Source organism: Streptococcus sp. KHUD_017 (assembly GCF_054861245.1).
In genome coordinates this window covers 500,530-525,728 of record NZ_CM142175.1, presented here as the reverse complement: position 1 = coordinate 525,728, position 25,199 = coordinate 500,530, and the positions used below count along the sequence as shown (strand labels likewise).

19 protein-coding genes are annotated in these 25,199 nt (G+C 39.1%); 1 reads left to right on the top strand and 18 read right to left on the bottom strand.

Annotated elements, in window-relative coordinates; translation table 11 throughout:
- Positions 1-52: 52 nt before the first annotated feature.
- The 9 genes from ACVAMZ_RS02595 to ACVAMZ_RS02555 all read right to left on the bottom strand — a co-directional run bounded on the left by ACVAMZ_RS02595 (position 53) and on the right by ACVAMZ_RS02555 (position 13,153).
- On the bottom strand, positions 53-1,654 hold the full coding sequence (locus ACVAMZ_RS02595) for a type I restriction-modification system subunit M (RefSeq protein WP_461684951.1): 1,602 nt from the start codon (positions 1,652-1,654) through the stop codon (positions 53-55).
- Between the two features lie 45 nt (positions 1,655-1,699).
- Complete coding sequence (locus tag ACVAMZ_RS02590) at positions 1,700-2,455, bottom strand: hypothetical protein (protein WP_461684950.1); 756 nt, start codon at positions 2,453-2,455, stop codon at positions 1,700-1,702.
- Between the two features lie 18 nt (positions 2,456-2,473).
- The gene (locus ACVAMZ_RS02585) at positions 2,474-3,955 is read right to left on the bottom strand and encodes a P-loop NTPase fold protein (RefSeq protein WP_461684949.1); all 1,482 of its coding nucleotides are present in this window, start codon (positions 3,953-3,955) and stop codon (positions 2,474-2,476) included.
- Positions 3,956-4,063: 108 nt separating this feature from the next.
- Entirely contained in the window at positions 4,064-4,252 is a 189-nt protein-coding gene (locus ACVAMZ_RS02580) for a P-loop NTPase fold protein (RefSeq protein WP_461684948.1), read from the bottom strand.
- A 28-nt stretch (positions 4,253-4,280) separates the two neighbouring features.
- On the bottom strand, positions 4,281-5,477 hold the full coding sequence (locus ACVAMZ_RS02575) for an HAD family hydrolase (RefSeq protein ID WP_414258810.1): 1,197 nt from the start codon (positions 5,475-5,477) through the stop codon (positions 4,281-4,283).
- Positions 5,478-5,505: 28 nt separating this feature from the next.
- Positions 5,506-6,594: a restriction endonuclease subunit S gene (locus ACVAMZ_RS02570; RefSeq protein ID WP_461684947.1), complete on the bottom strand. Its 1,089-nt coding sequence runs from the start codon at positions 6,592-6,594 to the stop codon at positions 5,506-5,508.
- Positions 6,587-9,277: a DUF4062 domain-containing protein gene (locus ACVAMZ_RS02565; RefSeq protein WP_461684946.1), complete on the bottom strand. Its 2,691-nt coding sequence runs from the start codon at positions 9,275-9,277 to the stop codon at positions 6,587-6,589. The genes ACVAMZ_RS02570 and ACVAMZ_RS02565 overlap by 8 nt, the downstream gene beginning before the upstream one ends.
- 12 nt (positions 9,278-9,289) lie before the next feature.
- Entirely contained in the window at positions 9,290-10,141 is an 852-nt protein-coding gene (locus tag ACVAMZ_RS02560; protein WP_461684945.1) for a macro domain-containing protein, read from the bottom strand.
- 21 nt (positions 10,142-10,162) lie between these two features.
- Positions 10,163-13,153 carry a type I restriction endonuclease subunit R gene (locus tag ACVAMZ_RS02555; RefSeq protein WP_461684944.1) on the bottom strand — a complete coding sequence of 997 codons (2,991 nt, stop codon included), beginning with the start codon at positions 13,151-13,153 and terminating at the stop codon, positions 10,163-10,165.
- Positions 13,154-13,308: 155 nt separating this feature from the next.
- On the opposite strand from ACVAMZ_RS02555, the gene ACVAMZ_RS02550 reads away from it, so the two are divergent.
- Positions 13,309-13,929, top strand: coding sequence for a TVP38/TMEM64 family protein (locus ACVAMZ_RS02550; RefSeq protein WP_195183990.1), 621 nt, complete (start codon positions 13,309-13,311; stop codon positions 13,927-13,929).
- Positions 13,930-13,970: 41 nt separating this feature from the next.
- Here the strand turns inward: ACVAMZ_RS02550 and ACVAMZ_RS02545 are convergent, their stop codons facing one another.
- The 9 genes from ACVAMZ_RS02545 to thrB form a co-directional block, all read right to left on the bottom strand.
- The gene (locus ACVAMZ_RS02545) at positions 13,971-15,125 is read right to left on the bottom strand and encodes an MFS transporter (RefSeq protein WP_461684943.1); all 1,155 of its coding nucleotides are present in this window, start codon (positions 15,123-15,125) and stop codon (positions 13,971-13,973) included.
- A gap of 179 nt (positions 15,126-15,304) precedes the next feature.
- Complete coding sequence (gene ftsX / locus ACVAMZ_RS02540) at positions 15,305-16,231, bottom strand: permease-like cell division protein FtsX (protein ID WP_004251331.1); 927 nt, start codon at positions 16,229-16,231, stop codon at positions 15,305-15,307.
- Entirely contained in the window at positions 16,224-16,916 is a 693-nt protein-coding gene (gene ftsE / locus ACVAMZ_RS02535) for a cell division ATP-binding protein FtsE (protein ID WP_004251332.1), read from the bottom strand. Before ftsE ends, ftsX begins: the two co-directional genes overlap by 8 nt.
- A gap of 15 nt (positions 16,917-16,931) precedes the next feature.
- Positions 16,932-18,027 (bottom strand): peptide chain release factor 2 gene (gene prfB / locus ACVAMZ_RS02530; protein WP_461684942.1). Its coding sequence is split into 2 segments (ribosomal slippage): positions 16,932-17,954 and positions 17,956-18,027, totalling 1,095 coding nucleotides; the frame shifts between segments, so codons are not numbered across the junction.
- 178 nt (positions 18,028-18,205) lie between these two features.
- On the bottom strand, positions 18,206-19,465 hold the full coding sequence (locus ACVAMZ_RS02525) for a TRZ/ATZ family protein (protein ID WP_254804195.1): 1,260 nt from the start codon (positions 19,463-19,465) through the stop codon (positions 18,206-18,208).
- Between the two features lie 121 nt (positions 19,466-19,586).
- A complete protein-coding gene (locus tag ACVAMZ_RS02520) occupies positions 19,587-21,335 on the bottom strand; it encodes an ABC transporter ATP-binding protein (protein WP_461684941.1) in 1,749 nt (582 codons plus the stop codon).
- Between the two features lies 1 nt (position 21,336).
- Positions 21,337-23,061, bottom strand: a complete 1,725-nt coding sequence (locus ACVAMZ_RS02515) for an ABC transporter ATP-binding protein (RefSeq protein WP_461684940.1) — start codon at positions 23,059-23,061, stop codon at positions 21,337-21,339.
- Positions 23,062-23,265: 204 nt separating this feature from the next.
- On the bottom strand, positions 23,266-24,204 hold the full coding sequence (gene msrB, locus ACVAMZ_RS02510) for a peptide-methionine (R)-S-oxide reductase MsrB (RefSeq protein WP_461684939.1): 939 nt from the start codon (positions 24,202-24,204) through the stop codon (positions 23,266-23,268).
- Between the two features lie 124 nt (positions 24,205-24,328).
- A complete protein-coding gene (thrB, locus tag ACVAMZ_RS02505; RefSeq protein WP_303942503.1) occupies positions 24,329-25,198 on the bottom strand; it encodes a homoserine kinase in 870 nt (289 codons plus the stop codon).
- Position 25,199: the final 1 nt, after the last annotated feature.

Sequence of the window (25,199 nt, the reverse complement as noted above, 5' to 3'; positions counted from 1 at the left end):
GGAAATACGGAAACAAAGTTATTTTATAAAATGAGTGAATCAATTAAGCCTATCACCCTTTAAAGTTTTTCAAAAACTCTTTGAGTTCAGCATCGGCTTCCGGTGTAGTTCCGTGGAGTTGGTTGAGCATTTCAAGCAATGAAGCCGTTTGGGTTTGGATTTCTTCATTTGTCTTGTTAATCTTGCTGACGATGTCTGTCAATGGCTCTACTTCTTCTTCCTCAAAGGTATCTACGTAGCGAGGGATATTGAGGTTATAATCATTTTCGACGATTTCTTCATAGCTTGCTAGGTGGGCAAACTTATCAATCTCCTCACGAGACTTGTAGGCTTCCAGAATCTTCTCGATATGGGCATCCGTCATGATATTTTGATTTTTCCCCTTATCAAACTCCTTAGAAGCATCGATAAAGTAGACATCACGATTGGTACGGTTCTTTTTGAGAATGATAACCGTAGTCGGAATGCTGGTATTAAAGAAGATATTGGCAGGTAAACCGATAACTGTGTCAATAGCCCCTTCTTCTAACAAGGCCTTACGAATGGTTCCTTCCGCATTTCCACGGAAGAGAACACCGTGGGGAAGGACGATGGCCATAACTCCATTATCCTGCTTGAGGTGGTAATATCCATGTAGGAGAAAGGCAAAATCAGCCTTGGATTGGGGCGCCAGTTTCCCAAAAGGAGAAAAACGAGGGTCAGCCATAAAGCCAGAACTTGCTGACCATTTGGCAGAGTATGGAGGGTTCATGAGAACCCCATCAAAGTTGGTCGGCTCTTGAGTTGGCCAGTCTTCATCCAGTGTATCGGCATTGTGTAGGAATTGATTCTCAACAGGAACGCCGTGTAGAATCATGTTCATCCGAGCTAGGTTATAGGTCGAAGTATTGAGCTCCTGACCAAAGTAGACAACGGTTTGCGGTTTATGAGAGTATTTCTTGGCATTGAGCAAGAGAGAGCCGGATCCCATAGTCGCATCATAGATGGTAAAACCTTCCTGGTCTTCACGACCTAAAAAGGCAATCTGAGTCATGAGCTTGGCAACAGGCTGAGGCGTATAGAACTCACCAGCTTTCTTGCCCGAGTCAGTCGCAAACTGACCGATTAGATACTCATAGGCATCCCCCAGCATATCGCCAGCATGACCAGCCACATCTAGTACAGCCAACTCTTTCATGACTGCTGCTACCGTTTGGTTTTGCTTTTGTGGAGTTGCCCCTAGCTTTTTAGAGTAGAGGTCGATATCTTCAAAGAGATTTTCATAGAGGTCGTCACTCTGCTCAATATCACGAAAACCTTGAGCCAAGTCTTCTAGCTGGAAAGTCCCCTCATTAACACGTGCTACCAGAGCTGTAAAGGTCAAGTCTGGCTTGATGATATAGTTGAGCTCATCGTTCATGACAGAGACCAGATCCTCATGGGTCTCCGCATCCTCGTAGTAGTTGCGATAGACCTCAAGAGCATCCTCAAGGCTATCAGTCCCCTCTTCCATAGTCTCCGCCACGAAAAAGAGCATCTTGTCTGACAGATACTTATAAAAGACCATGCCCAAGAGATAGGACTTGTAGTCATTAGCATCCATCTTGGAGCGGAGAACATCCGCTGAGTTCCACAGGGCTTGGTAGAGCGACTGGGACGTTTGTGTTGTTTCCATAGTGTTTCTTTCTAAGTTTTGCAATTAATTTTTTTAAACAAGCAATCATTTATAACAAATCACTTCATTCTCAATCGTTTGAATCAAATCTAAAGGAATATCAGAGACAGGAAGTTGATAAACGATATTTTTTCGAGGGTTATAAAATCCAAGATTTTCGATAGATAGGAAGTCAGGATCATAGGAATGTAAACCCATGATATAGTATACAAGGACTTGTAGCGTATGGTCTTTATTTGGAGCTGTTTTAGTCACCTTAAAATCCCACAGTGTATCCTTGGTAAGAAAATCTCCATCACCCTTGTCAATCGTATCTGTATAACCTCCAAGAAAGTTAAAGCCATCTTTCACCAAAGGACCATAGAAATCAAAGAAACAAAGGCTTCGCTCCACCATGATACAAATATTCTCTATCGTTTCGGCATCCACTGAAATTTCCTCAAAAGGCTTATAATACTTAATCCCCGCACGAAAAACGACATCAAAAGAAACCAAACGACACGCACTTTCTATCGATAAATCATCCAATCCTGTCACCAAATCAAGAAGTGCTTCTGCTAGGTCTCCCATGCCAACCTTATGAGCTCCCATGAGAGATATTCTGAAAGCATCACTGGCTTCTGCCCCTTTCATAAAACGGGTTAAGTAGTCCACACAAATCCCCACTAAACTAGGAGATACAGACTCTACAGGATTCAGAACTCTGTGATCTTCGAACTGCTCTACTGAAAATAACTTGATGGGCAAGTAGCCACCTCGAGGTTGGTTAATTTCTTTGATACGTTGTGTTACAGATACCATGAATGCTCCTTTTATCTTTTAATCTTCGAATTTGAATCCTTCTTTTTCAAGTTTGTTTAATCTTTCCTTAATACTTCCTTTTAAGAAAATAATATCTGCTTCGTCAGCATAAGTGTCAAAATCTTTTACAAAAATATATTCTTTATTTTTAGAATCATACCCAGGTTTATTCTGATCTTTATTACTTATAAATCCAAATTCTAGCCAAAAACGGAGGAACTCTTCTGTACTTAGTTTAATTATGGCTCCCCAGATAGTATTGTCCCAATCATAATATTGAAGTTTTTTATCTAGTTCATACAAGTGCATCATTATTATTATATATTTCCACCTGTATGACGAGAATTCTTTATTGTAAGGACTTAATCCTATATCAAGACCTACCATATCTTGATACCTAAAAATTTTATGTTTGAAAATAAAACAGAATATCTCGCTTACATCTGCTTTACCTAAAACACTCTCTACAAAAAAATAAGTCTTTCTAACTAATTCAATATCCACATCTTGAGTCCCTATCCTATATTCAGGAATTTTAGTCTTAACCTCCTTTTGTATAATAAGATTTACTAGCAGGTTATCTTCACTATGAGTAGATAATTTTAAAGCGTTTGAAAACAATAAATCTTGTTGTTGATTTGTTAGTTTTTCGTATTCTCCATTGATAAAATCTAGGAAATCATTCTGTGAAAGTAAAATTTCATTAGAAAGTTGTTGTTCCTCATCAATAATCTGAATCAATTCTTCAGTGCGTCTATTTGATGGTACTTCATTTATAAGGTATCCTTCCCTATTTGAAAGATAACAACTTGGATATGAATTATTTTTTTCAAACAATATATTATGAAGTTCCTTTATTAACTGTTTATTAGAATCTAATTTAATAAATCCTTTATCTGTCTTTAAACTTTCATAAAATCTTGGATAATATAGAAAAAGATATATGACAACTAGTTGTTGCTCAATTTGAACATATTTCTCTTTATTACGTCCTATCAATTCCAGATTAACATAATCGTTAAAGCGTTCTCTGTCTCGTAAATTTCTTTCATCTTTTATGAACACCCTCTTAAATCTATCAGAAAGCTTTATTTCTAGCCTCTTTTCCAATTGTTCGAAATAATCAGTCCATATTTTTGTAGGATGGAGAACAAATGGTAGCTCAATTCGTCGATCAATAATTTTTGAGAGATAATTACTCTCATTTCGATGAATTATATCTATATCTCCAATAAAAATAATCGGAAGTTTTCCTTTGAGTAAACTAAACAGTTTATAACTTGCTTCCTGCTGTTCCATGGTCATTCTATCAAAGTCATCAACTACTAAGACTGTCTTCGTAAACGAAGGATAATTTTTCGTCAACAACCAACTATAAATTCCATCTGATTTTATTTTCAAAAACTGATGGATTGCAACTATTAAAGCAACCACTCCTGCACTCAATATAACCCAAGTAGGTACAAGAACACTTAGACCCAAATCAACTACATTAGTCATTAGGATTGATAATGCAATGCATAGAATTACAATTAATCTAAGTCCCCAGTAAACATATGGATGTAGCTTCGCAAAAACTGTTTCTAGAGTCGAGCGACTGTCATTTAATCACCAAAAATCAATGGTAACTAGTTTGATTTGGTTTGTATCGTCAACTTCTTTAAGAAAACTAGATTTACCTGATCCCCAGGGACCATTAAGAAAATATGTCTTATTCTCTTTTAATAAATTTGCAAAATTTTGCGCCGCAGTTGAGGTATCAATTTTATCTAGTTCTATTAAATTATTCTCCGTCATAACTCACCTAAATATTCTTGTCTAGAATTTATGATTCAAATTTTTGTTGAATATTTTCAACTTTGTCTCTAATTAACTCATCAGTATTGCTACCGAGTTGTTCAATTAGATACTGGTAAAACTTTTTAATATCTTGGTCATTCAAAATATGTAATACCTGTGTATTTTCCACTGCAATTTCTAAGAGATCTTCTATTTCTTCTGGTTTCCAACTAGTATTTTTTGATAATTTCTCGATAATAGCATGAGTACTTTTGAAACTAGCGCTACTTTCCAAAGAGTTGATCAAGTCTATTTTCTCCTGTTCTTCTCTTGGTTTTTCTTGTTCAATAGCTTCCTTCTGATTAATATACTTTTTCTTGTACAATTTTTCGTTGTACACAGTTTTATCAATTATCAATTTCACTAGTTCATCAAGCTCGCTACCTTCCGAATAATCTGCAGGGGCAAAATAAGAAATACGATTATCCCGCATCATTTTATAGACTTTATTTTTCGCCTTCACTTTATCTTTTTCATCTGGATTAAAAACACCTATAGAATATCCGCCTTGAGAATTTACCAATTTCATACAAGGAATATCCGTATCGCTGTCCCCTAGATAAACCATATTCCGAAAAGGAACTCTGATTTCATCAGGTGCAAAAGAATCATTAACAGCATCATCATTTACATCAAGTACTCCTTTTGAAATACGGAAAAGAAACTGTGTCTTATTAGTATAATTCACTACTTGAGCAGGCCAAACAGCTACTCCGTCTTCATCAAAATAGAATGATGTTGCATACAGTTCTTTAAACTCTTTCGCAATTGATGTTCCTTCTATCATCTCTTTCAAACCAGAAGAAATAATATAATGCTCGATAATAATACCTCTTTTTGCTCCATAATCTCTAATGCGCTTAAACCAATCCTTAACGCCTCGGAATAATGCTACTTTAGAACCATAATCCGCAAGCTTTTCTTTCGTAAAAACAATTTGTCCACGTGCTTTTTTCTTCATGGTATACATATAAGCAAGGTTTTTATCCATATTGTTTGCTGCAGCACGACTATTTGACTCTTTCCAGAAATCACCAATTACATCACTTCCTTCTGGTTGTACTGTTTGGATATATCCTTGAGCTTGCATATCATCTGGAGATAGAGTTTTATCAAAATCATAGCAAAGTGCAATAACCGGTTTGTCTGTTTTCTTTTCACGTTTAAAAGTTGTGTCTGGCATGGTTAACCCCTTTCTGTAAATATAAATGTTAGATAAACATATTCTCCAAGAGTTTCTTTTTCAGTGTTCCTAGCTGAGTAATTTTTTCTTGGTGTAAGTTGATGAGGTTATCGAGGTTTGAGAAATAGGTGCCAATAGCGTATTGTTCTTCATAAGATGGAAATTTTGAAACTACTTTTTCAATAGTTTTTTTAGACAAACTTGGAACACCTGTAGATTCATCAAATTTCTTCCATCGAATTTTTTGAAAAATTAAGAAAAGATAATTCAGGTCATATCCTACTTTACATATAACATAAAATAAAGTATCTACTGTCCAAAAAGGTGCTGATAATAAATATGGTTTATTTATAGTTCCTTTTCTTCCAATACCTATAGCATCCTCATCAGATAATTTTTCATTTACAGAAAGCATGTAACCACCAGTACCATATACAGGAATGTCCCCATTCTTTAAATGTTTATAGTCTCTACCAGAATTAATAGTACAAACCTCTGATAAACTCTTCCTTTTCCAGTCCTCTTCAGATCCATCTAGACGAATCTCAGGAACTGTCTGTCCAGCTTTGGGAAACATCTTGGAGAGCATGGACGACTTGAGAGATTGGTAGTTAGCAAGATTGTCCTTGTAGCTAGACAGAAGGTCGTCGAGGGTGCGGAATAGGGAGCCGATGGCGGATTGTTCTTCAATTTCAGGATGATACACTTTATAGTTCCCAAGTTGAGGAGCTGTCAATTGAGGAACACCCGTAGACTCATTTAAAATTTTCATAGAATTAATCTGATTTTCAAGATAATCTACATCAATATTATCTGATTGAAGAGTCAGAAGTCTAACAACTGGTGTAAAATTTTCATGTCTCGCTACTGCATATCCAACATCTCCACGACCCGTAACAGTCACTGCTGGAGCTTTCACCTTATAATCGTCATAAAATCCAACGATTCCTTTGTTTGTCAAAGCATTCGCAATAACGGGATATTTCCCACTTTCCTTCAATCTTTCTTTATCTACATCACCACCAGCAGATATTTTAACTATATCTGCAATTCTATTTTCTGCCCAAGTACTCTCAAATCTGTTAAATCTAATTTTGGGAATTTTAAAATTATTCATTAGAATTTTCCATTCTATATTCATTTGCATACTTAGTTACTAAATAGTGATTATCTAATTTTGCCTTCTCTATAATATATTCTTTATAATCACCATTTGAAATAATTTTATCTATATTTTTTACTATAACTAGCTTGATATCGGAGTTAGAACAATCCATCATATTTGATAGTTGATTTAATATAATCTGATTAACTATTTCATATTTAGTTAATTTAATCAACAAATCTGTTGCATTCATCTTAATATTTCTAGAATAATGTTTGGTCATGTTTAAACAAAAATAAGTACAAAACATAATAAATTCATTATTCGGAGAAAACTTATTAAATTCGAAAATTGTTTGTAGGAACGACACTAGCCTCTTAATTTCAAATATATTTTCATCAGATAGTTTAAGTATATCGTTAATAACAAGATTATAGTTACCATCACAAATACTTTTCATTACATTCAGTTGAATAGATAAAATAATTGGATTTTCGTCAGTTAAATCACTATGTACTAGTAATGTATTTCTATTTGATTGAAATACATCTGTTAGTTTTTCCCAATTATGGTCATGAATTTGAGAAAAATAAATTTGAAATAAAAGGTTAAATGAAGAATATTTATCACTTAATATTTGATTATTTGAAATAATAGTCTGCTTACAAACTTCAATAAGTCTATTAAAGATCTCTTCAGATAATTTTACATTATCTATCTTAATAATATTAAATATTGTTTGGAAATTATTTACTGCCGAAAATGTGAATATCCCATTTTCTCCTTGAGTTCTATTATAACTGATTATATCCTCAATATATTTATCAATATATTTTTCTGGAACAGTATTGTGTTCCAACTCAAGATTGATTTTTTCCATTAATACAGAATTATTCTCTTCAATATACCTTAATAAATTGGCATTATCAATAGTAGAATTTCTTACATAATTTATCAAAGCATTGCTATAACTTCCATATGCATCTAATTGATATTCATTATTTTTAAATATAAAATAATTTCCAACTTTTTTCTGAGTTTGGTTTGTTAGCCAACGATAGTCCATTCTACATAATAGAGAAAATGCGCTATCATAAAACCGAATTAGTTTTTTTTCAAAAATTATGTTTAAAATTACAACAGTATCTTCATAATTAAAACGTGTTATTACCTTTTTTAAAGCATCAAAAATTGGCTTTTCCAAGTTCAACTCACGATTATCTTGATTCAACCATTTTATGACTTCTCCTTTAAATTCCATAAGGAACGAAGAAATTATAGAATCATTTATATAATCTGAAAAATAACGTAATAAGTAGCATTGAGAACGCAAACGATTATTGAAAAATTCAATATTACGAATCAATCCTATGGTATACTCAATCTCTTCTGAACCAATTGTACCTATTACCTGTTTAGATTTAAGTAAGAAATTCGCTAGTTCTTTGTCCGAAGAAGTTACTGCTAAGACAAATAATTCTATTTTAAATTCATAATCATCATACATTTCGGTAAGTGTTCTTAAAAGCACTTTCATCAAAATTTTTGCATATTGTATATGAGTAATAGAGGCATAACCCAATGATAAAATAAATGATTCCGATATCCATTGAAATAGGCCGATATTACATAGATTATAACTTTTTACAGATTCTGAATATAAATTATCTGCTTGAAATTTGTCTATTTGCTCAAAAAACATTTTCTCTCTTCTATCTAACAATGGAAAGTAAAGAGGCTCTTTTGAATTATTTATATACTCCTGACCAATATTTGAAATTGACCATCTATTTTCATAATTCCCTTTCTCATTTTGAACATTTCTTAAATCTATTGCTATATTGTTAACTATCCATTTTGGAATATTTACATCTTTAGTTGCTTTCACTAAACTATCAGATAGAATGGATATTGCACCATTTAGATCACCCCTAAAGTATAACTTTAAAGCATTGAATCTTTGAGTTAGGATTTCTTTTGATTCCTCTTCAGTTTTTGAAACAAAATACTCCTCTAGAACTTCAAAATTAATTTCTAAGAATTTATGTTTATTAAAAACAAATTGAAAAAACTTTATTATCTCTTGCTCAATGTTTGATAATTTATTTTCATCTTGTGAGAAGTTCAACTGAAATATTTTGAAAAGATATTCACATAACACTTTTGATTCTTTTGAAATATCAAGAATTGTTGAAGAATACTTATCAGTATTGATGTCAGAAATTTTGTAATCGACAGTATCACTATCTCTATAACGATAATAATCAATGATATCTCCAGTAATTGAGTCTATTACTATTTCCGGGATTTGTTCAAACACTGCTATTTCTGAAAACTTTACTTTTGCAAAAAGATCTTCCTGCAATTGAGTCTTTTCACTAGAATTTTCAGTACAAAAGAAATATAAACATTTTTTATTATGCCTCTTTGCAGTGTCAATTTCCTTTAAAACCGAAGAACTGATTCCATCTTCATTATCAATTATAATCAAGCATACGTCACAAGACTTTACATGATTTACATAAAATTCCTCCGATTTAACACTGCGACTTCCCTCTTCTTCATAACAAATTGAATTCATTAAAGGCGAATCATTAATAAGTTTAGAGAGTCTTTTACGCATCTCTCTATACTTACCATCACATTTAGAACTAATAAAAACTATAAGCGGATCTTTTACCTTATTCGTACTCATCTCTCACCTAAATTATAATATAGAAATTGTATCTCCATCTTCCTCTCGGATTACGATTTCGACATCAGATATTAATTTTGTTTTACGTAGCATGAAGTATTTAACCATAAATTCTAATTGTTGCTGATGATTATAATTCAGTTTTGACAAACCAGAACCAACCAAGGGTAAATATATCGGATTACCATTAGAATTCCTAAAACAATTATCAACTATTGCATTCAAAACTATAAGATAATCTTGATTACTAGTTTTAGCATTCTTATTATTTTCTATAATAGATAATGCTATAAAATGATATCTAACGTTACCAATATCCACAAAAGCAGTACTTCCGATAGGGTACCTTTTATAATTTCCAACCGATTTTCCACCTTGTTTTACATCATTACCAATATTTACTGGTGATATATTCTGTTCTCTCAAACTATGCTTAATCTTCTTATCAAGTTCTGTCTGTGATACTAAATTATTATCGTATAAAAATTTAATAACTTGTCCATGAAGTGAATTGGTAGAAATAAGTGAATCATCTATTTTAGTATCAAAACAACTATTTACAGGTACTATTAAATTAACTTTACTATCCCCAATATAATCCAGGATATTCCCATATGTTCCTGAAACTTCAAATTTATTATATTTAAAATATATTACTCTCCTTTTGAAATAGCAATATAAAAATGCACAAGCGAAGCTTAAGAAATATAATACAAAAAAAGTTATTATAACTTTAAATATATGGCTTATTAGATTATTACTTTCATAAATATCACTGATATTTATGAAAGTCGCCAATAATGATAACAAGGATAAAAAACTAAAAAAATACTTGTACGATAATTTAAATGATTTTTTTATCAAATGAATTTTACTTCCCTTCTCCTATCTCCCAACCCTCAACGGCTCAATCACTTCTTCGATCAGTTGGGTATAGGCTTCTTTGATTTGTTTTTTATATAAGAGTGGGTTGAGGGCATCTGTCACCTCAACTTTATAGTCCTTGTAGCGCTGACTCTTGGTCAGTTGACTTTCTCCTAGTTGTTTTTTCGCTCCCTTACGGTAGTGATTGACATAGTAGCGGAGTTCATCTTCACCGATATACCAGTTCTTACTAAAGTCTTGGATATGCTGCTGGATGACTGCTTCAATCATCTGGTCAAGGATATTGGCGATGGATTGCCCTCTGTAGCGGTCAGGATTTGCCTGTACTTCTTGCCAAAGCTCTGAGATGATCTGTGCCAGATTTGGATTGGTTTTCTCAAGGCTTTGGATATAAGTATCCACCGCTTCTCTGTCTTGTGCGCTGAGACTCTTTTCCGGACTCTGCTCTTGCTCGAGCAGGCTTTGGATCAGGGTCAGGATATAGGCATAGTTAATCTCATCCACTTGGATAGACTCTAGTTCATAGTGGATATCAAAAGGTCCATCATCGTCGTTATCATCGTCAGAACGACTTTTCAATTCTGCTAGGATATTTTTATAAAAACCAAGATAAACTTCTAACTCTTCTGCACTGAGTCCCGTTTGGGCGTAAATTTCGTCCTCATCATACTCTTTATACACTCGGATAGAAGCTAGATATTTATCAAATCCTTGATAGGCCTTGGCGATTTTTCTCAACTGTGGCGTAGAGATTTGTTCGAGTTGGAGTCCTTCTACAGGGTCATCTGTGATGAGATTTTGGAAGTCACTACAACTTCTCAAAAAGTTTCTCTTTTCCTCTTCCCAGCTAGGAGCTAGGACATCATTTTCTCCACCATTTGAGTAGAGTTTGAGGGCATTATCCACTGCTTCCTTAAAGGCTATAGGCTTTTGGAAAGTAATGATATGACCATAGGTCTTACTAGAATCAAAGATACGGTTAGTTCGACTAAAGGCCTGAATCAAGTCCTGCGGTTGCATTGGTTTACGATCGATAAAGAGGGTCGATAGACAAGGTGCATCAAATCCTGTTAAGAGACGATTGACCACGATAACCAAGTCCAACTGCTCATTGCGATAGAGATACTTGTCTTGCTTACGGGCAAGGCGGTTATTGACATCCGTGTTAAAGCCACGCAGATCCGCCATAGTAAAGTGAGTATCAAACTCTTGGTTATAGTCCTCTAAGACCTGCTTCATGTGGTCTTGGTTGGCTCTTGACTCTTCTTCATTTTCAGTGACAGAGTAGGTGATGGTCGCCTTTGGAAAGTCTGGAAGAACCATCTTGACTCTCTCAGATACCTTGACCCGTGTCTGACCATCCTTGACTCTTTTGAGAAGGTCATAGTAGGCTTGAGCTTGAGGGATAGACTTGACCGTCAGGATGGCATTGTAGGTATTGCCCACTCCTTTTTGGAAGCCTAGCTGTTGGCGGGATTTATTGATAATAGCATCCAAGACTTCCAGCATGTGTTCCTCATTTTCGTAGACCGTATCAGGTATGTCGTTTTCAGCCTGATCTGTGATGAGGGTATTGCGATAATCCACCTTAAAGCCTAAGACAGCTCCGTCATGGATGGCTTCCTTGACTGTATACTCATGGAGACGGTCTCCATACTGTTGCTGGGTAGTTTGGGCTAGGTCGCCGACTTGCTGGCGTTTATTTTCCTTAAAGATGGGGGTGCCTGTAAAACCATACCAGAGAGACTGAGGGAAAAAGGCTTTAATGTCTTTTTGTGTTTGTGGTGTCACGGCACGGTGGCATTCATCCACGACAAAGGCCACTCGGAGTCCCTTGATTTTGTCCGCATCTCGTTGGTAAAGACCTTGGTCAAACTTGCGCATCATAGTAGTGATTTTCTGGATGGTTGTCACCACGACACGTTTATCATTACTTCCTAAGCGCTTGACCAAATCATGTGTATTGTCCGTCTCATCGATATCGATGACATCATTGGTCGCATAAGAGAGGAAGGATGATGTAGTCTGTTGGTCCAAGTCCCTACGGTCAACGACAAAAATCGTCTTTTGGATAGAAGGAATTTGAAGGAGGTTCCTCGCCACCTTATAAGAAGTCAAGGTCTTCCCTGAACCTGTCGTATGCCAAACATAGCCTGATGCTTGCTGGCGAGAGGCTTCCTGCACCGCTTCGATAGCATGGATCTGGTAGGGGCGCAAGAGGATGAGAGATTTCTTGCTATCATCAATGACAGAATACTGCATGACCATCTGGTGGGCACGAGGGATAGAAAGGACTTCGTGGGCAAAGCTAGTCAGGTTTGTCACAGGATGATTGTCCTTATCCACCCACTTGGTTAGAAATTGCTTGTTGAGTTTATTTTCACGAGCTGCAGCGATATAGCGAGTATCAACCTTGTTAGTCACAACAAACATCTGCAAGCTAGAGTATATACCACGGAATTTCCCTTCACGGTCATATTTTTTAATCTGATGAAAGGCATCTATGAATGCTGCTTGGGAACTCTTGAGCTCGATTTGAATCATGGGTAAGCCGTTGATGAGAAGAGTAACATCCAATCTACGGTCTTGGTCCAGAGGATTTACTTTTTCTCTTTGGACTTGATTGACAACTTCGTAGCTAGACTTTCCTGCTGCGATATTGTCTCTCCAAATGACTGACAAACGGATGGTACCTAGGCTCGCATCTTCTCTTTGAACCTCGACTTTGGCAATGCCATTTTCTCCGACCAACCACTTGGCAGCATCATAGTAGCTGACAAAGTTGAGTTGGTTCTGAATCTGGCGTTTCTCCTGCTCAGTCAAGGGATGGTCTGCTAGCAGAGCAACGTTGTTTTGGGCTAGTTTCTCAAAGAAATTGTCCCATAGTTGTTCTTCTGTTTTTAGGTCTTCTCTATAAGTCCATTGACTTTCACCAGTTACCAGCTGGTTAATCAGTTGTTTTTCTATTTCCAGTTCTGGTTTTACCTGCATCTATATTTCTCCTTTTGGAAACCGCATTCTTCCTATTATTATATCATATCCCAGACAGAAAACGCCTTCTAGATCCTACTTCCTTCCCAAAAACCATCTAGTCTTTCTCCCTAAAATATGGTATAGTAGAATCATACTACACAAGAGGAGTTTACATGTCACACGAGAAAGAAATGAAAGCTGTTTCTCCCCTTCTACAGCAAGCCATTCATATTTCCTCCATCGTCGGTGGAGTTGGTACTGTAATATTCTGTATCTGGGCCTATCAGGCGGGTATCCTGCACTCTAAGGAAACCCTATCTGCCTTTATACAACAGGCGGGTATCTGGGGGCCACCACTCTTTATCTTTTTACAGATTTTGCAGACAGTTGTTCCTATCATTCCAGGTGCTCTGACCTCCGTTGCAGGTGTCTTTATCTACGGGCATATCATCGGGACCATTTACAACTATATCGGCATTGTTATTGGTTGTGCCATCATCTTTTACTTAGTGCGTCTCTACGGAGCACCCTTTGTTCAGTCCATGGTCAGCAAGCGCACCTATGACAAGTATATCGGTTGGTTAGATGAGGGCAATCGCTTTGACCGTTTCTTTATCTTTATGATGATTTGGCCAGTTAGTCCAGCTGATTTTCTCTGTATGTTGGCTGCTCTGACCAAGATGAGCTTCAAGCGGTATATGACCATTATCATCCTGACCAAACCCTTTACCCTGGTCGTTTACACCTATGGCTTGACCTACATCATCGATTACTTTTGGCAGATGTTTGGCTAATAGACAAAAAACTCAAGGATGAATCCTTGAGTTTTTCTTTGTTAGGCTTCTTTTTTTAATAAAAGGGAAACAAGCACTGATGTAGCAATCATCCATGCTCCTAGAATGATAAAGGTCATTCGACCATTCATAGTCACCAAGCCAATCCCTGAAAGAACGAAGGGTGTTAATGATGCTCCAAAAGAACATCCCAAAACAGCATAGGAAGTTGCTTTGTTGAGGAGTTTTGCAGGAATTCGTTCAGATATCAACTGAAAGACTGTCGTCAGAGCGATGCTGTAGGCAAAGCCTCCCAGAATAGAACCTGCAACCACCACCCAGAGTGAAGGGGAAAGAGCAATGATGATTTGCCCGATACCAAAAGTGACACCAGCGACCAATAGAAGTCTTTCCTTGAAGGTCGAAATCAGGAAAGAAAAACTGATTCCAGCTAGAATCCCAATCAACTGCATGGCACTAAGTACCAAACTGGACAACTGAGCATCTCCAAATCCTGCCTCAATCATGAGACTAGGGATACGGAAGGTGATGGCCGTATTGGTACATACAATCACTGCGGCTGCAATAGCAAGGAAGAAAATCAATTGGAGCATGGAACGAGTCAGTTTCGCTGCTTCTTCTGTCTGTTGCTTGGATTCGTGAATTTCTTCCTTGTTGTAAGGGACAAATAGAAGGAAGAGTACGAGAACCACTAGGCCAGCGGCATAGGCTAGGAAGGTTGCTGTCCAGCCAAAGGCTAAGAGCTGACCGACTGCCAGCGTCAAGATAGAGGCTCCTACGACTTCGGCAGATCCACGAAAACCAAGCATCTGGATACGAGTTTTGCCGTGGTAACGTTCACTGATGATTGAGATGGCCTTGGCATTGAGCATCCCAACTCCAAGTCCAAATAGCAAGCGTGTCGCAAAGACAAAGTAATAACCCTGATACCAGAAAGGTGCTGTTCCGCTGATGGATAAAATCAAGAGTCCCAAGGTCAACTGGAGGCGTTCAGGAAAAATACGCTCTAGAACTCCGTTTAATAAAAGCATGGCCATAATCCCAAAGGATGGGAGGCTGACCAAGAGTTCGACCTGACCAGTCGAATAGCCCTGATAATAGTCAAACATGGCAGGTAGGGCACTCGAAATTGAAAACGATGTGATCAATACTAACGATAGGGAGAGTATACTCACTTTTTCCAAAAATTGTTTCATCTTTTCCTCATTCATTGTTCATTTTTCATATTAGTAAAAAGGTCCTTTCCTATCATACACTCTTTACCCAAAATTGGCAAGCGAATGAGCACCAAGACCAAAAGAAAAAGCGGGGCATCAAGAGCTGTGAAGTCTTGATGACATCCCACTTTTTTATGTGTTTTATCCAGTTATGTGACTTAGATTTTCAAGAATCGACGCATTGAGATTCCTGAACCAAGTGAACCGATACAGATTCCGATGAGGAACAAGAGACCGATCATCAATGGAATAAAGGTATTCGGTGTAATCAAAGATAAGTTTTGACCAACCAAGGATGGGTTGACAGATTGGAACACTCGGTTATAGATAAAGTAAACCAATGCTGATGGAAGAGCTGCTCCCAACAATCCGATAAAGGCACCTTCTAGCAAGAATGGGCCACGGATATAACCGTTCTTGGCACCAACCAAACGCATGATTTGGATTTCACGGCTACGTGAAATGATGGTAATACGGATGGTATTTGAAATCAAGAAGACTGCGATGAAGATCAAGAGTCCTGCGATGACCAATCCCCATACACGGATGAAGGAAGCCAACTTGAAGAGACGTTCGGTATTGGCACCACCATCTTGAACTTCAGAGACACCTTCAATCTTCTTAGCTTCTTCAGCTACAGGTTTTACATCACTTGGTGAATTGGTATCTACGATGTAGGCATCATGAAGAGGGTTTGCATCTCCTTCAAATACCTTCCACTCATCACCCATAGTTTCAGTCAGCTTTTGGTACTGCTCTTCTTTACTTGAGAAGGTTACATTTTTAACGGCTGGCAGAGCTTTAAGGGCGTTATAGACCTTGTGGTAGTCATTGTTCGTGACTGTTTGGCCTTCTTTTACAATGGTTTCACTGTTGTCTTCAACGTCTTTACGAACATAAACCATGACGCGGACGTTGTTTTCAATATCAGTTGCTAATTTCGCAGTATTGAAGATAACTGAAGCAAAGATAGCAACCAAGGTCAAGGTAATCATTACTGAACTGACCGCAGCAATGGTCATCCATCCATTACGCTTTAAACTCTTTAAAGCTTCGAACAGATGGCGGAAAAATCTACTAATCATCGTATCCGTACTCTCCTTTCGCTTCATCACGTACCACGCGACCATTCTCGATGGCAATAACGCGGTGGCGCAAGGTATTTACGATTTGGCTGTTGTGGGTCGCCATCAAAACAGTTGTCCCTTGAAGATTGATACGTTCCAAGAGGTTCATGATTTCCCATGAGTTATCTGGGTCCAAGTTTCCTGTTGGTTCGTCGGCAATCAAAACCTTAGGATTGTTTACGATAGCACGCGCAATGGCGATACGTTGTTGCTCACCACCTGAAAGTTCATTTGGGAATGAACGAACCTTGTGTTTCAAACCGACAAGGTCCAAGACTTCCATAACACGTTTTTTGATGTTACGACGACTTTCACCAACAACCTCCATGGCGTAAGCAATGTTCTCATAAACGGTTTTCTTTGGCAAAAGTTTGTAATCCTGAAAGACTACTCCAACGTTTCTACGCAAGAACGGAATATCTTTCTTTTTAATCTTAACCAGGTTATAACCTGCAACTTGCAAGCTTCCTTTGTCGATTTTGACCTCACGATACAAGGCACGGATAAAAGTTGATTTACCAGCACCTGAAGGTCCTACGATGTAGGCAAATTCTCCTGCATCGATATTTACAGTGATGCCACGTAGGGCTGTTGTCCCGTTGTCGTATTTTTTGACAACATCTCTCATTTCAATGATTGACATGTGACTTCCTTTCTTTTAACTGATACGCCATTTCAGATAAGCATCGATGAAACCATCCAGGTCTCCATCCATTACCTTATCTACTTGCGCTACTTCAAAGTTTGTACGATGGTCTTTTACCATTGTATAAGGAGTAAATACATAGGAGCGGATTTGGCTTCCCCATGTAATTTCCTTTTTCTCACCCTTGAGCGAGTCTACCTCAGCAGCTTTCTTTTCCTGCTCCATCTGGTAGAGTTTTGCCTGAAGCATCTTCATAGCACGGTCACGGTTTCCGTACTGAGTACGGTCGACGGTTGATGCTACGACGATCCCTGTCGGAATGTGAGTCAAGCGGATACCTGTTGAAACCTTGTTGACGTTTTGTCCACCTGCTCCACCTGAACGGAAGGTATCCATCTTGATATCATCCTCACGGATGTCAACTTCGATGGTATCATCCAACTCTGGCATCACTTCTACAGAAGTAAATGAGGTGTGGCGACGTTTAGCAGAGTCAAATGGTGAGATACGGACCAAACGGTGAACTCCCATCTCTGACTTGAGAAGACCATAAGCATTTGGTCCTTCAAAAGACAAGGTTACTGACTTGATTCCTGCCTCATCACCTGCTTGGTAGTCCAAGACCTCGACCTTGAAGCCTTTGGCATTTCCATAGCGAGTATACATACGAAGGAGCATATCGCCCCAGTCTTGAGCCTCTGTCCCCCCTGAACCAGGATGGATTTCAAGGATGGCATTGTTGTGATCATAGGGTTCTGACAAGAGAAGGGTCATTTCGTAGCTAGTCATCATCTGATCTAACTCATCGAGTTTTTCAACTAACTCATCCTTAACGGTTTCATCCTCTGCCAAAAAGTCCAGTAAAATCTCAACTTCATCCTGCAACTCATCCATCTTGTGGAAGGTATTATAGGTATTTTTGAGTTCGTTTAATTCTTGCGACGTTTTTTGGGCCGCAATATTATCGTTCCAAAAATCAGGTTCTGTCATTTTGTTTTCCAAAATGGCAATTTCTTCCTCTAAACCTTCGAGGTCAAAGAGACCCCCTGAAAGAAGCTAATTTTTCACGATTTGCGTCAATTTTTTGACGAATTTCTGAAATGTCCATACATACTCCTTTAATTGTATCGTTTTATTATACCATAATTTTTTTTATTTATCTAATCGGTGTTTTTCTAATTTAGTATCAATATATTTTGCAAGACATCTACTGACCTTATTTCTAGCAAAAATTTAAAAACCTCACAAGAAATTTCCTATGAGATTTCGTAAATTTATACTACTTTTTACAAGTTAACAGTCAGCACTTGACCGTCTTTCACGACTTGCTCACCAGCGATATAGACATCATTAACATCACTGGATTTGACGGCATAAACGAGGTGAGACAGCATGTTTTCTTGAGGCTGAAGATGGATTTTGTCTTTGGGTTGGATGACGAGGAAATCAGCTTGCTTGCCGACTTCCAAACTACCAATCTCATCTGCCATTCCTAACACCTTAGCACCCTCGATTGTCAAGGCCTTGAGGGCGGTTTCGATCGGAAATTGGCTGGCATCGCCACTCTTCATTTTCTGTAAGAGTGCTGCAGTCCGCCCTTCCTCAAACATATCCAGGTTATTGTTAGACGCAACTGAGTCCGTCGCAATACCAACTGCTACTCCTGCTTTTTGAAGTTGGACGACTGGTGCAATCCCTGAGGCTAATTTGAGGTTGCTGATAGGATTGTGGGCGATAGCGACTTGCGAATCTGCCAAGCGGGCAATCTCTGCTTCATTTAACTCCACACCATGGGCAAAGACAGCTTTATGGTCCAAATAGCCAAGCTCATCCAGAAAGGCTAATGGGCGTTTGCCATAGCGTTTCAGGATAATGCCTGACTCTTCCTGTGTTTCTGCAACATGGATATGAAGAGGAATGTTTTCTTCTTTTGCTAGCTCAAGACTTGCCTCCAGCAAATCTCGACTACAACTGTAGGGCGAATGAGGAGCCACCATCACCTTGAAATTTGGGTCTTGATAGCCTTTGATTGTCTCGATAACAGATCGAGTTCTGGCTATAGTTTCAGCCGTCGTCTCCACATCTGAAGAAAAGAGGGTTGGAGAAAAATAGCAACGCATCTTGGATGCCTTGACTGCCTCATAAATCTTTTCTATCTCCACTCCATTAGGATTGTACATATCATTGAAAGTTGTCGTTCCTGACTGGAGCATCTCTGTTAGCGCCTCTTTGACAGCCTTTGTGGTCATCTCTGGTGTGAATTCTGCTTCTGCTGGCCAGATATAGTCCTCCAGCCATTCGTGGAGATTGCTATCATCACGAATGCCTCTCAAGCCTGTCATGGCAGAGTGAGTATGGCAGTTAACCAAGCCAGGCATAATCCAGGCACCCTGATAGTCTATGATTTGATCTACTTGTTTAAGAATCTCTTGATTTTCCTGACCGACATAGACGATTTGGGATTCTTTAATAGCTAAAATCCCATCTAAATAGACGTGGAAATCTTGGTCACAAGTCACGATATTTACATGCTGAAAGACTTTCATCCCTAGGCTCCTTTTCTATATAAGTATTCATACGGGATAATTTTTCTAGCTATTGTAACAAAAAAGTCACCCGAAGGCAACTTTTCTTGTTTGTTCATTGACATTATAATGGCTTTCCCATTTATTCTGGGCTAAAAGCTGCTGCTTGCTGCATTTGATAGTATTTGCCTTTTCTCGTCATGAGTTCCTCATGATTGCCATATTCGACAATATCTCCATCGACCAAGACAAGAATCAAATCAGCATCTTGAATGGTCGATAAACGGTGGGCGATGATAAAGCTTGTCCGTCCTTTCATGAGTTTGGCAAAGGCGTCCTGAACCAGCACCTCTGTCCGGGTATCGATGGATGAAGTCGCCTCGTCTAAGATCAGAATCTTAGGAATGGCTAGAAAGACGCGGGCAATGGTCAAAAGCTGAGCTTGACCAACAGACAAGGATTCCCCTGAATTTTCAAGCTTGGTATCATATCCCTGTGGCAATTGTTGGATAAAGAAATCCGCATTTGCTGCCTTGGCTGCTGCAATAACCTGCTCTCGGCTAGCATCAGGATTACCAAAGGTAATATTGTCATGAATGGTTCCCTGCTTGAGCCAAGTTTCTTGGAGCACCATCCCAAACTGTTGTCGAAGAGATGCTCTAGTATAGTCGTAAATAGAATGACCGTCTAGCAAAATATCTCCTGAGTTAATCGGGTAAAAACGCATGAGGAGATTGATAAGGGTAGACTTCCCAGCACCCGTTGGTCCAACGATAGCAACCTTACTACCGGCTGGAATATTAATAGACAGATCCTTAATCAAGATCTTTTCAGGATTGTAACCAAAAGAAACATGTTTAAAGGAAATAGCTCCCTTGACTTGGTCGCTATTCAATTCTTTAAAACTAGTTTCTGTAATTTCTGGACTTTTTAGAATAGCATAAACACGTTCTGCACAAGCTAAGGCGCTTTGCAACTCGGCTAAGACTGATGAAATATCATTAAAAGGCTTGGTGTACTGCTGCACATAGTTCAAAAAGGTCACTAAACGCCCAACCGTCAAAGTAGAACCCGCCATGATGCGCAAGGCTCCAACACCAGCTAGTAGTGCATAAATGAGGGCATTAACAAAACGGGTGGAAGGATTGACTGTCGATGAATAAAAGATAGCCGACTGAGAATAACCTGCGTAGTTGTCATTTGCCTCATGAAGTCTCTCGATAAATTCTTCCTGAGCATTGAAGGACTGGATAATGGTCTGTTGGGTGAGCGATTCTTCTATCAACTGAGTCTGAATCCCCCTAGTCTCTGTCTGCTTTTGAAAGAGATGGTAGGATCTCTTAGCGATAAAGCGTGAAATGACCATAGATAGAGGTGTTAAGAGCAGAACCAAGAGAGTCATCAATAGATGGATTTGGAGCATAGCAAGGATGCTGACTAAAATCATCAAAACTCCTATGAAAAATTGGTTGAAAATCATATTCAGACCCGCTGCCAACTGCTCGATATCTGTCGTTACACGGCTGACCATTTCTCCACTACCTTGTCTATCTACAAGGGCAATCGGGAGGCGATGGAGTTTTTCAATAATTTTCTCCCGTAAATCTCTGGTATAGGAGAAAATCAGTCGATTATAGAGGAGAGGATTGGCCCATTGTACCAGCGTATTTCCAATGACCACCAAAATCATCTGGAGGAAAATCTGCCAAAATAGCTGGGATGAACCATCGACTAGGACTTGGTCAATCACCTGTCCTATCAAGATTGGTAGATAGATTGATAAGGCTACCTGAGCAATAGTACCCAAGAAAGCCAGGGAAAGGAGGATGGGATGACTTGCTAAATCTTTCGCCAATCGTTTGAGGGTTTGACTTGCATGTTTGCCTTTCATTCTAATCCTCCTTTCCATGTTGGGAAGCATTGATTTCACGATAGACTTGACTGGTCTCCATCAAATCTTCATGATTACCAAGTGCTAATTGTTGACCCTTCTCTAAAAGAAGAATCTGGTCTGCAATCTTCAAGGTAGAAGTTCGTTGTGAAATTAGGATCAAGCTGGTATTTGGCAATTTTTCCTGAATGGCCTTTAAAAGATTGGACTCAGTAATGGTATCAAGAGCCGAAGTCGCATCATCCAGGATGAGAAAAGGCGCTTGGCGCAAAACTGCTCGGGCAATCGACAAGCGTTGCTTTTGACCACCTGAGAAATTACGGCCGCCTGCTTGGACTTCTGCATCCAAGAGCCCTTCCTTTTCACTAACAAAGTCCTTGGCTTGAGCAATTTCCAAAGCCTGCCAAAGTTCTTGGTCAGAGACTGTCTCTTCCATACCCAAAGTCAAGTTGGAACGGATAGTTCCCTTAAAGAGTTCAACCTTTTGAGGGACATAGGCCATCCAGGACCGCCATTGAGCCAGATCCCGAGAGCCATGTCCAGCCTGATAGAGGCCCACTGTTCCTTTATCTGGTTTGTACAAACCAAGTAAAACCTGTACCAAGGTTGACTTACCAGAACCAGTTCCTCCGATGATCCCAAGAATTTCTCCTTGCTGCATATCAAAAGAAATATCCCTTAGCGAAGGCTGAGCTGCATCTGGATAAGTAAAGGTCAAGTCTTGGACGTGTAAAACTTGATTTCCAGAAACCCTTCCTGCCTTAAGTTCAGTATGAATATCTTCAGGTTTTTCAGCGAAGACTTCCTCAATACGCTTAGCTGATATATAAGACTGGTTGAGTGAATTAATCAGCATGGCTAGTTTAATCAACTCTACCAAAATTTGTAAGAGATAGTTGATCAGGGCAATCAAGGCTCCCTGACTGAGCCATCCTCCCTGGATAGAAAGATAACCATTCCAGATAATCACCAGCAAAGTTCCGTTGACAATCAAATAGGTCAAGGGGGTCAAGAGACTAGACCAGTAGCCTGTTTTCATTTGGATAGTCGTATAGATTTGATTGAGTCGTTGGAAATTCTCAATCTCTCGTTTTTCTTGGCCAAAAGCACGAATCACACGCATCCCTTGTATCTGTTGGCGCGTCTCCTGAACTAGCTGGTCAGTTTTCTTTCTCAAACTACTGTAGAGAGGATTGACCAAGCGTGATAAAACGACAATGACAAGGGTCAAAATGGCAACCATGACCAAGAACCAGAAGGTCAATTCAGGCGAGAGGCGATAAGCCATGAAAATGGCACCAAAAACAATAATAGGCGCTCTTAAAAAGAGGCGTAAGAATTGATTAATCCCTGTCTGAATCTGATAGGTATCTGAAGTCAAACGCGTCACCAAACTCGAAGTCGTCAAACGGTCTCTACTATCCTTGGGCAAGGAGAGAATATGACGATAGAGGTCATTGGTCAACTCCTTGGTGAAGCCGACTGCTGCCTTGGCTGAGTAAAACTGGGCAACTAGGGCAACTAGGACGCCAATAACTGCAAACACAAAGAGGAGTCCCATTTGCATCCACAGATGGCCCTGATCTTTTTGAGGGATAGATTGGTCAACAATACCTGCTATCACCATGGGAACCAAGAGTTCAAAAACAGCTTCTAGCAGCTTAAACAAGGGTGCTAGGAAAGACTCCTTGAGGTAGGGTTTAAAGTAAGAAAGTAATTGTTTCATGTGTCCCTTCTATTCCAAAATGAAGAGAGTGGGACAAACGTCCTAGCCTCTCAATTGTCTTTGGATTGTCGAGAAAGACGCAGTGGTTGAGTGGGATCTACTACGCTGATTTCATCAGCTTTTACAGCCCTACTCAACTGTGCGGAGGTGGGACGACGAAATCGAATTCTAACGAATTACCGATTTCTGTCCCACTCTCTCTTTCTACTTATTCAAATATGGAAGCAGGTAGCCATAGCCAGCTTTCTCCATTTCACCCTTAGCAATGAATCGTAAGGATGCAGAATTGATACAGTAACGGAGACCACCTAGTTCACGAGGGCCATCTGTAAAGACGTGCCCCAAGTGAGCATTCCCTGAACGTGAACGGACTTCGATTCGCTCCATACCATGACTCAAGTCCTGGTAGTAATGAATGAGTTCCTTGGAAATAGGACGGCTAAAACTTGGCCAACCACAGCCTGAGGCAAACTTATCCTTGGCAAAGAAGAGGGGCTCACCAGTCGTGATATCGACATAAATTCCTTCTTCAAAAGTTTGGTCATAAGCATTGCTAAAGGGAGCTTCCGTCGCAGCCTCTTGGGTAACTCGGTAGGACTCTTCTGATAAACTTTCTCGTAAAACTGCCTGACTCGGTTTTTCATAGTTGGCGGCATCTATCAGTGGTTTCTCAGCATCCCTCACATCGATATGGCAATAACCACCAGGATTTTTCTTGAGGTAGTCTTGGTGATAGTCTTCAGCTAAGATATAGTGGCGAAGCTTCTCCACTTCCACTGCTATTTTACGACCGATGAGGAGTTCTTGTTCACGAACTACTGTATTGATCGTTGGTAGATCAGCTTCTTCTAGGTAATAAATCCCTGTACGGTATTGACGACCACGGTCATTCCCTTGTTGGTTGACAGATAAAGGATCAATAACTCGGAAATAATAGAGTAAAATCTCACGAAGCGAGACCACCTTTTCGTCGTAGAAGACTTGCACAGTCTCTGCGTGATCTGTTTCTTTAATCAGTTGATAATTGGTGGTTTCTACCTGACCATTGGCATAACCAACACTGGTTTGCAGCACTCCAGAAATACGCGAAAAGTATTCTTCCAAGCCCCAAAAACAACCGCCTGCTAAATATATTTCTGCCATTTCAAATCCTCCTTGACCGTCTGTCGGTCGACAAAACTGGGAATCATTTCATATCCCATGTTTCATTTTCAAAAAAAGGACAGGAAGCCCTCTACTAGAGAGTTTCCACATCCTATTGTTCTATTTATTTTTCTTCGACGCGAACGCCTTGTGTATCTACTTGCAAATCATGAAGCTTGCCTTTGAAAGGTTGCTTTTCAAGCTCTGCCTTAATCTTAGGCATCTTGTCAGGATCAGCCAAGACCATAACAGTCGGACCAGCACCAGACAAGTAGGTTGCATAAGCACCATTTCTCTTAGCAACTTTCTTGATCGTCGCAAATTCTCTCACCAGTTCTTGACGGTAACGCTCATGAAAGAGGTCACTCTCAATCGCCTGGCCTGCTTTGACCATATCTCCAGTCAGTAGGGCTGCAATAGCCACATTGGCGATAGAACTTGCCGCAACGGCTTCCTTGTAAGAGAGTTTCTTAGGCAAGACACCACGACTATCTCGAGTTCGCAATTCATAGTTTGGAATATAAGCTAGAAAAGCACACTCTGGGAAAGGCGCCACAACAGCTGAAACCTGACCTTCTACCGAACTGGCAATGACGAGGTTTCCATAGATAGCTGGTGCAACATTATCAGGATGCCCTTCAATCTTAGTCGCCAATTGTAATTTTTCATGTTTGCTTAGCTTCAAGTTTCCGAGTTGATTTGCCAGCTCAATCCCAGCAACGATGACCGAACTCGATGAACCTAGTCCACGCGCAAGCGGAATATCACTGACCATCTTCAGACGTCTAGGTTGGAGGTCTGGAACAATTTGTAGAGCAATCTTCAGCAAAAGATTACGTTCATCACGTGGAATCCATTTGCCTAATTGGTGCTCAATCATCCATTCTTCACGTTCCTCGCAAACCTGAATTTCTAGATACTTGGTTACAGCTACACCAACCGAGTCAAAGCCAGGACCCACATTGGCACTTGTAGCAGGTACAATAATCTTCATC